Source organism: Pseudomonas sp. B40(2017), from assembly GCF_002112855.1.
Classification (GTDB): Bacteria; Pseudomonadota; Gammaproteobacteria; order Pseudomonadales; family Pseudomonadaceae; genus Aquipseudomonas; species Aquipseudomonas pharyngis.
The window spans coordinates 503094-516877 of record NZ_NEIT01000003.1 but is presented as its reverse complement, the minus strand read 5'-3'; the positions used below and the strand labels follow the sequence as shown (position 1 = coordinate 516877).

Below are 13784 nucleotides of genomic sequence, written 5' to 3'. Positions count from 1 at the left end.
TGTACGGCTGTTTGCGACTTCGGCTGTATTGCAACGCTCCGTTACGTTTGAGTTTAGGCTTAAACCCGAAATCCGTGGCTTGAACAAGGAACACCGCTGTCATGAACGAAATCACCCACACCCGACTGCGCCCGCTGGCGGACACATCGCCCTCCGCCATCGTCGCCGGGTTCATCGCGATGATGACCGGCTACACCAGTTCGCTGGTGCTGATGTTCCAGGCCGGGCAGGCGGCGGGCCTGACCAGCGGGCAGATTTCCTCGTGGATCTGGGCGATCTCCATCGGCATGGCGGTGTGTTCGATCGGTCTGTCCCTGCGCTATCGCACGCCGATCACCATCGCCTGGTCAACGCCCGGCGCGGCGCTGTTGATCACCAGCCTCGGCGGCGTCACCTACGGCGAAGCCATCGGCGCCTACATCACCTGCGCGGTACTGGTGACGATCTGCGGCCTGACCGGCAGCTTCGAACGGCTGGTGAAAAAGATCCCGGCCTCCCTCGCCGCCGCGCTGCTGGCGGGGATCCTGTTCAAGATCGGCAGTGAAATCTTCGTCGCCGCACAGCACCGCACCGGCCTGGTGCTGGGGATGTTCTTCACGTATCTCATCGTCAAACGCCTGTCGCCGCGTTATGCGGTGCTCGCCGCGCTGCTGATCGGCACCGCGCTGTCGGGCTTCATGGGGTTACTGGACTTCAGCGGCTTTCATCTGGAAGTGGCGAAACCGGTCTGGACCACGCCGCACTTTTCCCTCGCGGCGACCATCAGCATCGGCATTCCGCTGTTTGTGGTAGCGATGACCTCGCAAAACATGCCCGGCATCGCCGTGCTGCGCGCCGATGGCTACAACGTCCCGGCCTCGCCGCTGATCACCGCCACCGGCATCGCGTCGTTGCTGCTGGCGCCGTTTGGTTCCCACGGCATCAATCTGGCGGCCATCAGCGCGGCGATCTGCACCGGGCCGCATGCCCATGAAGATCGCAACAAACGCTACACCGCTGCGGTGTGGTGCGGGATTTTCTACGGGATTGCCGGAGTGTTCGGCGCCACGCTGGCAGCGCTGTTTGCCGCGCTGCCGAAGGAGCTGGTGCTGTCGATTGCCGCACTGGCGCTGTTCGGTTCGATCATCAACGGCTTGAGCATCGCCATGACCGAGGTGAAGGAACGGGAAGCGGCGCTGATCACCTTCATGGTCACGGCGTCGGGGCTGACGCTGTTTTCCATCGGTTCGGCGTTCTGGGGGATTGTCGCGGGGGTGTTGACCTTGCTGATCCTCAACTGGCGCAAGGCCTGAGTAAAAAGCAGGCATAAAAAAACGGCGACCCTCAGGTCGCCGTTTTTTTCAGTATCACTTGGCCGCGTTGATCGGCTTTTCCGGATACCAGACGTCCAGCAGCGGGCTGATTTCAGTAGAAGTCAGCTCGGAGCGGGTTTTCAGCCAGGCTTCAACAGCAGCGCGCTGCTCTTCGGTGACCGAACCACGCTTCTGCAGGCAAACCAGACCGAAGTCGTCGCCGCCGACATAGCCCAGACCGTTGGCTTCCATGGCTTCTTTGATGAATGCTTCGAGGAAAGCGTCAATGGCTTCTTCGGACAGGTCTTCTTTGAAGCCCAGGTTCAGTTCGAAACCCAGCTCTTGAAATTCATCGACGCACAGTTTTTTGCGCAGACGCTGGGAACGGTTAGTCGCCATTGGAACAATCCTCTTAAGTAATAACGGCCGGCACTTTACCAGTTTAAGCCGGCGATTGCCCGACTCTCTGGGACGTGCGTGCGACCGCCTGTAAAAAAATAACGAATTGGCGCCCTTGCGAAAGGCACAAGCTGTAACAGCTTGGGGCATAATGCCGACACTTTCATGACCACTGAGGGCCTTTTCATCCATGTCCTCGTCTTTTTTCCCCTCGGCTGTAGGGTTTTATTTCATATGATCAAATCGTTGCGTCCTCTGCTCCTGGCCGGTCTTCTTCTGCCGCTGGCCTTGCCCGTCTCCGCTGCCACCATCAACACCGCCCTGACCCCCAACGTCGAAAAAGCCCTCAAGGCCAGCAAGCTGCAGCCCACCGCCCTGTCGCTGGTGATGGTGCCGCTGGACGGTCCGGGCACGCCGACCGTGTACAACGCCGACGTGTCGGTCAACCCGGCTTCGACCATGAAGCTGGTCACCACTTACGCGGCACTGGAAATGCTCGGCCCCAACCATCAGTGGAAAACCGAGTTTTACACCGACGGCGACCTGAACGGCGGGATCCTCAACGGCAACCTCTACCTCAAGGGTGGCGGCGATCCGAAGCTGAACATGGAAAAACTCTGGCTGCTGATGCGCGACCTGCGTGCCAACGGCGTGACCCAGGTCACCGGTGATCTGGTGCTCGATCGCAGCTTCTTCGTGCAGCCGCAACTGCCGGAATTCAACGATGACGGCAACGACGAGAACAAGCCGTTCCTGGTCAAGCCGGATTCGCTGCTGGTCAACCTCAAGGCCCTGCGTTTCGTGGCTCGCAATGACAACGGCCGGGTATTGATCTCGGTCGAGCCGCCGATTGCCAGCATCAACATCGAAAACACCGTCAAAGCGCTCAACTCCAAACAATGCACCGGCGGCGTGCGCTATAACCCGGTGCCGCAGGCCGATGGCAGCGTGACCGTGACCGTGGCCGGCCAGTTGGGCGAAGGCTGCAGCTCGCAGACTTACCTGTCGCTGCTCGACCACGCGACCTACACCGCTGGCGCCGTGCGGGCGATCTGGAAGGAACTGGGCGGCAGCATCCAGGGCAAGGATCGTCTGGCCCCGACCCCGAGCAGCGCCAAAGTACTGGCCCGTGCGTTCTCGCCGGATCTGGCGGAAATCATCCGCGACATCAACAAATACAGTAACAACACCATGGCTCAGCAACTGTTCCTGAGCCTGGGCCAGAAATTCCGCAACGACGCCGACGGCGATGACGCCAAAGCCGCGCAACGTGTGGTGCGGCAGTGGTTGGCGAAGAAAGGCATCACCGCGCCGCATCTGGTGATGGAAAACGGTTCAGGTCTGTCGCGCTCCGAGCGGGTCAGCGCCCGGGAAATGGCCAACATGCTGCAAGCGGCCTGGCACAGCCCTTACGCCGCCGAGTACATCAGCTCGCTGCCGATTGCCGGTACCGACGGCACCATGCGCAAACGCCTGAAGACCACCGCGATGCGCGGCGAAGCCCACGTCAAGACCGGCACCCTGAACACCGTGCGGGCAATCGCCGGCTTCAGCCGCGACGTCAACGGCAACACCTGGGCGGTGGTGGCGATCCTCAACGACAAGGCCCCGTTCGGCGCGTCGTCGGTGCTGGATCAGGTGCTGCTGGATCTCTATAAACAGCCGCGGACGCCGCAGACTGCTTCGGTTCTGTAAGCACACCACAAAACACTGTGGGAGCCAGCCTGCTGGCGATAGCGTCAGTTCAGTCAATGATCCAGTGACTGACACTCCGCCATCGCCAGCAGGCTGGCTCCCACACGTTTAGTGCCTAGTTCATCTGCCGCTCAACCCGATCCCGCCCACCCTGCTTCGCCGCATACACCCCGGAATCCGCCCGCAGCAACAGCGCATCCGCGCCCTCCCCCGGTCGCCAGCTGGCAATCCCGAAACTGGCCGTCACCACCCCCACCACGTCGATCGGCGCACTGCGCAGGCTGTGCCATAACTCCTCGGCCAGCATGTGGGCGTGATCGCCGTCGATGTCCGGGCACAGCACCATGAACTCTTCGCCGCCCAACCGGCAGAACACGTCGGTACGCCGCAGCCGGTGACCGATGCGCTCGCAAACCGCCTGCAACACGCGGTCGCCCACCGCGTGACCGTACTGATCGTTGATCCGTTTGAAGTGGTCGATGTCGAGCATGATCACCGACAACTCGCCACCGCCACGCTCGACCCGGGCCATCTCGGTGGTCAGGCGCTCCTGGAAATAGCGCCGGTTGTGAATGCCGGTCAGGGAATCGGTCACCGACAGCGCGCGCAATTCTTCTTCCACCCGTTTCAGGTCGGAAATATCCGAAATATAGCCGTGCCAGAGCACGCCGCCGCCCGGCAATTCCTCCGGCGTCGCCTCGCCGCGAACCCAGCGCAGGCCGCGCCCGGGTAATTGCACGCGGTATTCCTCGCGCCACGGGCTGAGATTGTCCGCCGAAGCGCGGATCGACTTGCGCACGCGGCTGACGTCCTGCGGGTGGATACGGGTGAAGATCGCTTCGGCGTTGAGCAGCAGCACATCCGGCTCCAGCTCGTAGATCTCGCGGATGCCGTCGCTGGCGTAGATCACGCTGAAGCGCCCGTCGAACTCCATCTTGAATTGATAGATCCCGCCGGGCACGTGGGCGCTCAGCTTTTTCAACAGCACGTCCCGTGCGGCCAGCGCTTCGTGCACGCGCTTGCGCTCGGTGATGTCGATGCAGATCGCCAGGTGCCCGACCCACAGCCCCTGCTCGTCCAGCACCGGCGTGGCCAGCATGTTCACTGGAATGTGGCTGCCGTCCTTGCGCACCAGCGTCCACTCGCGCGCCTCGTGCCCGCCGACTTCGCCACCCTCCACCAGCATCGCCTGGCAGGTCGGAATGGTTTTGCCATAGCGGGCGCTGAGCTCCGCCGCGCGAGCCACCAGCTCCCGGGGAAAGTGCAGGTTTTCCAGGGTCATGTGGCCGACCACTTCGCTGCTGAGATAACCGAGCATCTGCTCGGCACCGGGGTTGAACGTGTTGATCACCCCGCGCAGATCGGTGGCGATGATTGCCACTTGGGTCGCCGCGTTGAGTACCCCGCGCAACTGGCCGTGGGTGCCGCGCAGTTCCTGTTCGCGTTCATGCAATTCCTGAGTGCGCAACTCGACCATGCGCAACGCGCGCTGGCGCTGACTGACCAGCACATAAAGCAGCGCGCTCAACAGCAGGCTGAGCAATCCGCCCAGCACCACCACGCTGCCCACCGCCGAATGGTTGGCCTGCATGAACGCTTCGCTGGGCAGAATATCCACCTGATAGTCGTGATCGGCCATGCGCACCAACCGCGTAGCCGACAGATCGCTCGGCACCGGTTCATTGGTCGACTCGAACAACACTTCATGCTGATCGTTGGTGGACAGATCGAGGATGCGCACCGACAGATAGTCATGAAGTGCATCCGGCAAGCCGTCTGCCAGCAGCTGACGCATGCTGATGACAGCCATCACATAGCCATATGATCTGGACTCCCCTTTGCGCAGCAGCGGTGCCACCAACAAGACGCCGCGTGCGTAAGCCGGCTCGATACCGACCAGATGCATCGGCTGCGACACCGCCAGCCCGCGAAGCTGGTCGGCACGTTCAAGGGTGGAGCGGCGCAATGGCTGGGCCAGCAAGTCGTAACCCAGCGGCGCGCCAAGCCGGCTCTGGGTCTGGCTGTACAACACCACTACGTATTCATCGCGGGCCGAGGCCAGTTGCAGCTCGCCGCGCGCATTGAGTTCGCGCACGCTGAAGGTGCTCAGGCCTTCATCTCGCGTCCGCTGTTCGAAAGCTGCACGCTCGGCACCCCTCACCCGCAGGGCAAACGAGTAGGCCTGGGTACGCAGTAATAAAGGGTGGGTGTAGCCGTCGAATTCGGCGCGGGACACCGATTCGGAGTTGGCGAAGAACCGGCGCAGGCCGTCGAGGCGTTGCTCCTGATCCTGAAAACGTTCTTCGATGCGGCTGTAGCGCTCGTTGGCCAGCAGTTGAAAGCGCTGGCGCAACTGGCTATGAAATTGATTGAGGGTGCCCCAGGCGAGCAGCCCCGTGAGAATCCCGCCGGCGAGCAATACCAGCACCGCGACCAGCCAGGCCGAGACTTCTTCGCTGATAAAACCCAATATCTTCGGGCGCACGGGGTGCAACGACATAAAAGCCACTCACTACGTCAGCATCTGCGGGAAAAACCCCATCGACCGTGTGTGAGTTATAGCTATTAGCCACTAATTTGGCTAGTTCTGAACGGATCCAAGAGCCTTTAAAAATCAAGGCTCTGTGGATCCAATTTTGCAGAGTGTCAACGAGCCGTGATTTTCCAGGCGCGGTGGATCTTGCCGTTGCGGGCGAAATCCGGGTCGATGGTGCTGGCGGTGATTTCCTCGACCGCGTAACGCTCGGCCAGGTTGTCTTCGAGCTGGAACTTGCGGAAGTTGTTGGAGAAATACAACACCCCGCCGCTGGCCAGACGCGCCATGGCCAGGTCAATCAACTGCACCTGATCACGCTGCACGTCGAAGATGCCTTCCATGCGCTTGGAGTTGGAGAAGGTCGGCGGATCGATGAAGATCAGGTCGTACTCTTCGCGGCAGTTCTCAAGCCACGCCATCACATCGCCCTGCTCCAGACGGTTCTTGTCGGAGAAACCGTTGAGCGACAGGTTGCGGCGCGCCCAGTCGAGGTAGGTTTTCGACAGGTCGACACTGGTGGTGCTGCGCGCGCCGCCCTTGGCTGCGTGCACGCTGGCGGTCGCGGTGTAGCAGAACAGGTTGAGGAAGCGCTTGCCGGCCGCCTCTTTCTGGATCCGCATGCGCATTGGGCGGTGATCGAGGAACAGCCCGGTGTCGAGGTAATCGGTGAGGTTGACCAGCAGCTTCACGCCGCCCTCGGTCACTTCATTGAACTTGCCCTGAGCCGCCTGACGCTCGTACTGCTTGGTGCCGCTCTGACGCTCGCGGCGCTTGACCACCACGCGGCTCTTGTCGATGTTCAGCGCCTGCGGGATGGCCGCCAGGGCATCGAACATGCGGATCGAGGCTTTTTCCGGATCGATCGACTTCGGCGCGGCGTATTCCTGAACGTGCACCCAGTCGTGGTACAGGTCGATGGCCATGGCGTATTCCGGCATGTCCGCATCGTAGACGCGGTAGCAGTCGATGCCTTCGCGCTTGACCCACTTGCCCATGGCCTTGAGGTTCTTCTGCAGGCGGTTGGCAAACATCTGCCCGCCTTCGCTCAGGCGCGGCTGCTCGACCACTGGCGCCGGGGCCGGCGTCGGTTTGATCGGATTGCCGTTCTTGTTGAACTTGCGCTCTTGCGGCTCGTTCGGCGTCTGGTCGTAAGCGGCTTGCTCACGCTCGGCCTGACGCTGTTCCGGGGTGCGGCGCTCGCCGGTGACGAACTGATCCGGCAGGACTTTGATCAACAGCAGCTTGCACGGCAGCGCGCCGTTCCAGAACGAATACTGTTTGTGGCTGCGGATGCCCATGCGCTTGCCCAGGTCCGGCGCGCCGGTGAACACCGCCGCTTCCCAGTTCAGGCAGGCCTGACGCAGACGCTCGCCGAGGTTCTGGTAGAGGTACAACAGGCTGGCTTCATCACCCAGACGCTCGCCGTACGGCGGGTTGCAGATGACCAGACCTTTCTGGTTCTGGTCCGGACGCGGTTCGAACGTCGCGACTTCGCCCTGATAGATCTTGATCCACTCGCTCAGGCCGGCGCGTTCGACGTTGTTGCGGCCCGGCTGAATCAGGCGGGGGTCGGCTTCATAACCACGAATCCACAGCGGCGGCTTGGCCAGACCGGCAGCGGCGCGCTCGACGGCTTCTTCATGCAGTTTTTTCCACAGCGCCGGCACGTGACCGAGCCAGGCGGTAAAGCCCCACTGTTCGCGACGCAGGTTCGGCGCCATATCGGCGGCGATCATGCCGGCTTCGACCAGGAACGTACCGACACCGCACATCGGGTCAGCCAGCGCGCCACCTTCGGCGGCAATGCGCGGCCAGCCGGAACGGATCAGGATGGCGGCTGCGAGGTTTTCCTTCAGCGGCGCGGCGCCCTGCTGCAAGCGATAGCCGCGCTGGTGCAGGCTGTGGCCGGAGAGGTCGAGGGACAGAATCGCTTCGCCGCGATCCAGGCGCAGGTGAATGCGCAGGTCCGGGTTGAGCTTGTCGATGCTTGGACGGTCGCCCTGCGGGGTGCGCAGTTTGTCGACGATGGCGTCCTTGACCTTCAGGGCGCCGAAGTGAGTGTTGTCGATGCCCGACCCGTGGCCGCTGAATTCCACGGCCAGGGTGCCGTCGGCCAGCATGTGATCCTGCCAGTCGACGTCGAGTACGCCGTGGTACAGGTCTTCGGCGTTTTTCATCGGGAAGCGCTTGAGCACCAGCAGCACCCGGTTGGCCAGACGCGACCAGAGGCACAGACGATAAGCGGTTTCCATGGTCGCCATGCCACGCACGGCGGAGGTGTGTTCGCGGGCCTCTTCAAGGCCAAGCCCGACGGCTTCCTCGATGAGCAGGCCTTCAAGGCCTTTGGGGCAAGTGAGGAAGAGTTCGAAACGGTCGGACATGGTTTTTCCAGAGCCTTTGGCTGATGAACCGGCAACGCATTGCCGATCCGGTTTTCAATCAGGCGCTTTTCTACAAGAGCGCCCGCGTGGCACGAAGGTGTGCCGTTCCATCCCCGCTGCTCGGGTTAAAAGAGCTTAGATGCCGGGACAGATAAAAAAGTTGAAGCAACAAAATGACTCAAAGCAACCCTTCGTCGAATAGTAGCCCAGCGTAAACGTGGGTCATTCTCACTAAAGGATTAACCTCATCATCCAGCGCGGGGCCGATCATACCGGGGTTTGGCCAATGGACGCTGGATAAATACGCGGTTACTTATGGCCATAGCATCTTTTTCGTTACGTCCTTATGACAAAACGGTCATTCCATCGATGTGACTCATTGGTTAGAACTGAACACAGGTTGACGTCGCAACGGCGTCAACACCTTGGCTCGCCACGCCGGCAGCGAGCCTCCAACGGCAGAGTTTTTCTGCCAGACCTCAATTGAGGTCGACGCGACAAAAACAGTCAACAAGTGAGGGAAACACCCTATGAGAAGACTTAAGCGTGATCCGTTGGAAAGAGCATTTTTGCGCGGATATCAATATGGCGTTGGTGGTAAATCCCGTGAGCTTTGCCCATTTACTCTACCGTCGGTACGTCAAGCCTGGATCAACGGCTGGCGAGAAGGACGCGGCGACAACTGGGACGGTATGACCGGCACTGCGGGAATCCACAGACTCAACGAACTTCACGCCGTCGGCTGACACAGGGCACTTATTCCGACACGACAATCTGATTTCGTAACAACCTGATCACCATGCACGTCCTTCCCGGACGGCGGGCTACGGCCCAGGGGCTCCTTCGAGGAGCCCTTTTTTATGCCTGCCTTTTAAATCCGCAAATCAGCGTTTGGCGGCGATTGCGTCCACGGACTCGCGGATCAGCGCCGGGCCCTTATAGATGAAGCCGGAGTAGATCTGCACCAGACTCGCGCCAGCCGCGATCTTCTCGGCCGCATGCTTGCCTTCGGTGATGCCGCCCGCCGCGATGATCGGCAGCTTGCCGCCCAGCTCGGACGCCAGCACTTTCACGGTATGGGTGCTCTTCTCGCGAACCGGCGCGCCGGACAGACCGCCCGCCTCGTCCCCGTGTTCCATGCCTTCGACGCCCACGCGGCTGAGGGTGGTGTTGGTGGCGATCACCGCGTCCATCCCGGTTTCGATCAGTGCCTGGGCGACTTGCGCGGTTTCTTCGTCGGTCATGTCCGGCGCGATCTTGATCGCCAGCGGTACATGCTTGCCGTGGCGCAGGGCCAGTTCGGCGCGGCGCGTGGCCAGGTCCGCCAGCAATTGCTTGAGCGAATCACCGAATTGCAGGCTGCGCAGGCCCGGGGTGTTCGGCGAACTGACGTTGACCGTGACGTAACTGGCGTGGGCGTAGACCTTGTCCAGGCAGATCAGGTAGTCGTCTACTGCGCGCTCGACCGGGGTGTCGAAGTTCTTGCCGATGTTGATCCCCAGCACGCCTTTGTATTTGGCCGCCGCCACCCGCGCCAGCAGGTTATCCACACCGAGGTTGTTGAACCCCATGCGGTTGATGATCGCCTCGGCTTCCGGCAGGCGGAAAATCCGTGGTTTCGGGTTGCCCGGCTGCGGACGCGGGGTCACGGTGCCGATTTCGACAAACCCGAAACCCAGCTGGGCGAAGCCGTCGATGGCCGCGCCGTTCTTGTCCAGACCGGCCGCCAGACCCACAGGGTTCGGGAACGTCAGGCCCATGACAGTCACCGGCAGCGACGCCGGCGCCTTGCACAGCAAGCCGTTGAGGCCCAAACGCCCGCCCGCGCCGATCAGATCCAGCGACAGATCGTGGGAGGTTTCCGGGGAAAGTTTGAACAACAGCTGACGGGCCAGGGTGTACATGGGCGGCTATGACTCGGGCGGCGAAAAGAGGCGGCGATTATAGCCGGGCATCCCCCCGCCGCGCGAGGCGCACGGGTAAATCCGTGCGCATGGCATATGCCTTGCACCTTCCACGGCATCAGCCGGCAGGCCAATGGTGGCGTGCAGGCAAGGACAATGGCGTCGTCTCTCGGTTTTGCGCGGGCAAAGCCTGGGACGACGTTTTTTTTGAGGGTGGCTTTCATGACTCAAACCTCCGCCGGGCCGCTGGCCTGGGTCAACGGCAGCGATGCCCCGGAAAAAAGCGCGATCAACCTGGGCTTCATGGCCCTGAGCGACTGCGCCTCGCTGGTGGTCGCCGCCACTCAGGGCTTTGCCCAGCCTTACGGCCTGACCCTGAATCTCAAGCGCCAGAGTTCCTGGGCCAACCTGCGGGACAATCTGGTCAGCGGCGAACTCGATGCCGCCCACAGCCTTTACGGCCTGATTTACGCGGTGCATCTGGGCATCGGCGGCGTCGCGTCAACCGACATGGCGGTGTTGATGGGTCTGAACCAGAACGGCCAGAGCCTCAACCTGTCCCACGGTTTGCAGGGCCTGGGCGTGACCGGTCCTGAAGCGCTGCACCATCATGTGCACCAAACCCGCGCAAAACTGACCTTCGCCCAGACCTTCCCGACCGGCACCCATGCCATGTGGCTGTATTACTGGCTGGCGAGCCAGGGCATTCATCCGTTGCAGGATGTCGACAGCGTGGTGGTGCCGCCGCCGCAAATGGTCGCGCACCTTCAGGCCGGTCGCATCGATGGTTTATGCGTCGGCGAGCCCTGGGCGGCCAGCGCCGTGCAGCAGAATCTCGGCTTCACGCTGGCCACCAGCCAGACCATCTGGCCCGATCACCCGGAAAAAGTCCTCGGCTGCACCCGCGCCTTCGTCGAGCAATACCCCAACACCGCGCGGGCCTTGGTGATGGCGATCCTGGAAGCCAGCCGATTCATTGAAGAAAGCCCGGAAAACCGCCGCAGCACCGCGCAATTTCTCAGCGCCGCCGAGTACCTCGACGCCCCGGTCTCCTGCATCGAACCGCGCTTTCTCGGCGACTACGACGATGGCCTCGGCAATCGCTGGCAAGACCCGCACGCCCTGCGCTTTCACGGCGATGGCGCGGTGAACCTGCCGTACCTGTCGGACGGCATGTGGTTCATGACCCAGTTTCGCCGTTGGGGCTTGCTGCGCGATGACCCGGACTACCTCGCCGTCGCCCGTCAGGTGCAGCAACTGGAGATCTATCGCGACGCAGCGACTGCTGTGGGCGTTGCAGCCTGGGGCAAGGACATGCGCAGCAGCCAGTTGATCGACGGCAAAATCTGGGACGGTAGCGAACCGGCAGCCTACGCCCGAAGCTTCAAGCTCCACGCGCTGAGCGACAGCGCCGCCCTTCTCGCCCGCCGCTGACAGGAGACCGCAAACATGCTGCGCATTCTGCTGATCAACGACACCGCGAAAAAAGTCGGGCGCCTGAAAGCCGCGTTGACCGAGGCCGGTTTCGAAGTGATCGACGAGTCGGGCCTGACCATCGACCTGCCGGCGCGCGTCGAAACGGTGCGTCCGGACGTGATCCTGATCGATACCGAGTCACCGAGCCGCGATGTGATGGAGCAAGTGGTGCTGGTCAGCCGCGACCAGCCCCGGCCGATCGTGATGTTCACCGACGAGCATGATCCCGGCGTGATGCGTCAGGCGATCAAGTCCGGGGTCAGTGCCTACATCGTCGAGGGCATTCACGCACAACGCCTGCAGCCGATTCTCGACGTGGCCATGGCCCGCTTCGAAAGCGATCAGGCCTTGCGCGCCCAGCTACAGGCCCGCGACCAGCAACTGGCCGAGCGCAAACGCATCGAACTGGCCAAGGGCCTGTTGATGAAAATGAAGGACTGCAACGAAGAAGAGGCCTACACCCTGATGCGCCGCCAGGCCATGAGCCGCCAGCAGAAACTGATTCAGGTGGCGGAGCAGATCATCGCCATGAGCGAGCTGCTTGGCTGAAGGGCTGCGGCGCTTGCCATACCGCAATCGCGAGCAGGCTCGCTCCCACAAGGGATTGCATTTCAAATGTGGGAGCGAGCCTGCTCGCGATTGGCCGTAACGCGGTTTCAGACTATTGGCACAAATCTCGCTAAGCAATCACCACAGGTAACCAACGGCGGTTGCCCCACCTACGACAAAGACGTCGCTCACCTTCTTCGCCCCTTTCGGCGATCCGGGTAGCGGCGTTTTTGCGTTTTGGCCCCACAGCCCGGGGCCGGTGGTGCGGCCGTGGCGGCGCTCCACTTGCTGGCTTGTGACTCCTTCTCGAGATTCTTAACAGCTGAGGTGCGCGATGAATAAAAGCTTCTGGAAATCCGGCCACACCCCGACCCTGTTCGCGGCCTTCCTGTATTTCGACCTGAGCTTCATGGTCTGGTATCTGCTCGGCCCGCTGGCGGTGCAGATTGCTGGCGACCTGCACCTGACCACTCAACAGCGCGGCCTCGTGGTGGCCACGCCGATTCTGGCCGGCGCGGTGCTGCGCTTTGCGATGGGCATGCTTGCCGATCGCCTGTCACCCAAGACTGCCGGGCTGATCGGCCAGGTGATCGTGATCTGCGCATTGTTCGGTGCCTGGAAACTCGGCATCCACAGTTACGAACAGGCTCTGCTGCTCGGCCTGTTCCTCGGCATGGCCGGCGCCTCATTCGCCGTCGCCCTGCCGCTGGCCTCGCAGTGGTATCCGCCGGAGCATCAGGGCAAGGCGATGGGCATCGCCGGGGCCGGCAATTCCGGGACCGTGTTCGCGGCGCTGATCGCCCCGGTGCTGGCGGCGGCGTTTGGCTGGAGCAATGTGTTCGGGTTCGCCCTGATTCCGCTGCTCCTGACCCTGGTGCTGTTCGCCTGGCTGGCAAAAAACGCCCCGGAGCGGCCAAAAGCCAAATCCATGGCCGACTACTTCAAAGCCCTGGGCGATCGCGACAGCTGGTGGTTCATGTTTTTCTACAGCGTCACCTTCGGCGGCTTCATCGGCCTGGCCAGCGCTCTGCCCGGCTACTTCAACGATCAATACGGCCTGAGCCCGGTGACCGCCGGTTACTACACCGCCGCCTGCGTGTTCGGCGGCAGCCTGATGCGACCGCTGGGTGGCGCGCTGGCGGACCGGTTCGGCGGAATTCGCACCCTGCTGGCGATGTACACAGTGGCCGTAGTCTGCATCGCGGCGGTCGGCTTCAACCTGCCGAGTTCCTACGCGGCGCTGGCCCTGTTCGTCTGCACCATGCTTGGTCTCGGTGCCGGTAACGGCGCGGTGTTCCAATTGGTGCCTCAGCGCTTTCGGCGCGAAATCGGCGTGATGACCGGGCTGATCGGCATGGCCGGCGGCATCGGCGGCTTTGCCCTGGCGGCAGGCATGGGCGCGATCAAACAGAGCACCGGCAGCTATCAACTGGCGCTGTGGTTGTTCGCCAGCCTTGGCGTGCTGGCGTGGTTCGGCCTGCATGGGGTCAAACGTCGCTGGAGAACCACCTGGGGTTCGGCGGCCGTGACCGCTGCCCGGGTCTGAGGCCCG

General features: G+C 62.2%; 10 protein-coding genes. 6 read left to right on the top strand and 4 right to left on the bottom strand.

All coding sequences use genetic code 11. The features are described 5' to 3' along the window. Positions 1 to 101 precede the first annotated feature (101 nt). Positions 102 to 1292 (top strand): benzoate/H(+) symporter BenE family transporter, encoded by a 1191-nt coding sequence (locus tag CAF76_RS09845; RefSeq protein WP_085649045.1) that lies wholly within the window; start codon positions 102 to 104, stop codon positions 1290 to 1292. Between the two features lie 54 nt (positions 1293 to 1346). On the opposite strand, the gene CAF76_RS09840 is transcribed toward CAF76_RS09845, so the two are convergent. Continuing rightward, positions 1347 to 1691: a YggL family protein gene (locus CAF76_RS09840; protein WP_039770011.1), complete on the bottom strand. Its 345-nt coding sequence runs from the start codon at positions 1689 to 1691 to the stop codon at positions 1347 to 1349. A gap of 234 nt (positions 1692 to 1925) precedes the next feature. Between CAF76_RS09840 and dacB the strand changes: the two genes are divergently transcribed. Then, positions 1926 to 3386, top strand: a complete 1461-nt coding sequence (dacB, locus tag CAF76_RS09835) for a D-alanyl-D-alanine carboxypeptidase/D-alanyl-D-alanine-endopeptidase (RefSeq protein ID WP_039770010.1) — start codon at positions 1926 to 1928, stop codon at positions 3384 to 3386. A gap of 115 nt (positions 3387 to 3501) precedes the next feature. Here dacB and CAF76_RS09830 read toward each other — a convergent pair whose 3' ends face one another. Both CAF76_RS09830 and rlmKL read right to left on the bottom strand, forming a co-directional pair. Beyond that, complete coding sequence (locus CAF76_RS09830) at positions 3502 to 5886, bottom strand: diguanylate cyclase (protein WP_085695473.1); 2385 nt, start codon at positions 5884 to 5886, stop codon at positions 3502 to 3504. A 146-nt stretch (positions 5887 to 6032) separates the two neighbouring features. Beyond that, positions 6033 to 8303: a bifunctional 23S rRNA (guanine(2069)-N(7))-methyltransferase RlmK/23S rRNA (guanine(2445)-N(2))-methyltransferase RlmL gene (gene rlmKL / locus CAF76_RS09825; RefSeq protein ID WP_085649405.1), complete on the bottom strand. Its 2271-nt coding sequence runs from the start codon at positions 8301 to 8303 to the stop codon at positions 6033 to 6035. Between the two features lie 530 nt (positions 8304 to 8833). Between rlmKL and rmf the strand changes: the two genes are divergently transcribed. Next, a complete protein-coding gene (gene rmf / locus CAF76_RS09815) occupies positions 8834 to 9049 on the top strand; it encodes a ribosome modulation factor (RefSeq protein ID WP_003223300.1) in 216 nt (71 codons plus the stop codon). 138 nt (positions 9050 to 9187) lie between these two features. On the opposite strand, the gene CAF76_RS09810 is transcribed toward rmf, so the two are convergent. Then, positions 9188 to 10207, bottom strand: coding sequence for a quinone-dependent dihydroorotate dehydrogenase (locus CAF76_RS09810; RefSeq protein WP_085649404.1), 1020 nt, complete (start codon positions 10205 to 10207; stop codon positions 9188 to 9190). A gap of 222 nt (positions 10208 to 10429) precedes the next feature. Here CAF76_RS09810 and CAF76_RS09805 point away from each other — a divergent pair, with 222 nt between their 5' ends. The 3 genes from CAF76_RS09805 to CAF76_RS09795 all read left to right on the top strand — a co-directional run bounded on the left by CAF76_RS09805 (position 10430) and on the right by CAF76_RS09795 (position 13778). Next, positions 10430 to 11641 (top strand): CmpA/NrtA family ABC transporter substrate-binding protein, encoded by a 1212-nt coding sequence (locus CAF76_RS09805; RefSeq protein ID WP_085649403.1) that lies wholly within the window; start codon positions 10430 to 10432, stop codon positions 11639 to 11641. Positions 11642 to 11656: 15 nt separating this feature from the next. After that, positions 11657 to 12232: an ANTAR domain-containing response regulator gene (locus tag CAF76_RS09800; protein ID WP_007916390.1), complete on the top strand. Its 576-nt coding sequence runs from the start codon at positions 11657 to 11659 to the stop codon at positions 12230 to 12232. Positions 12233 to 12566: 334 nt separating this feature from the next. Next, entirely contained in the window at positions 12567 to 13778 is a 1212-nt protein-coding gene (locus tag CAF76_RS09795) for a NarK/NasA family nitrate transporter (RefSeq protein WP_064594690.1), read from the top strand. Positions 13779 to 13784 lie beyond the last annotated feature (6 nt).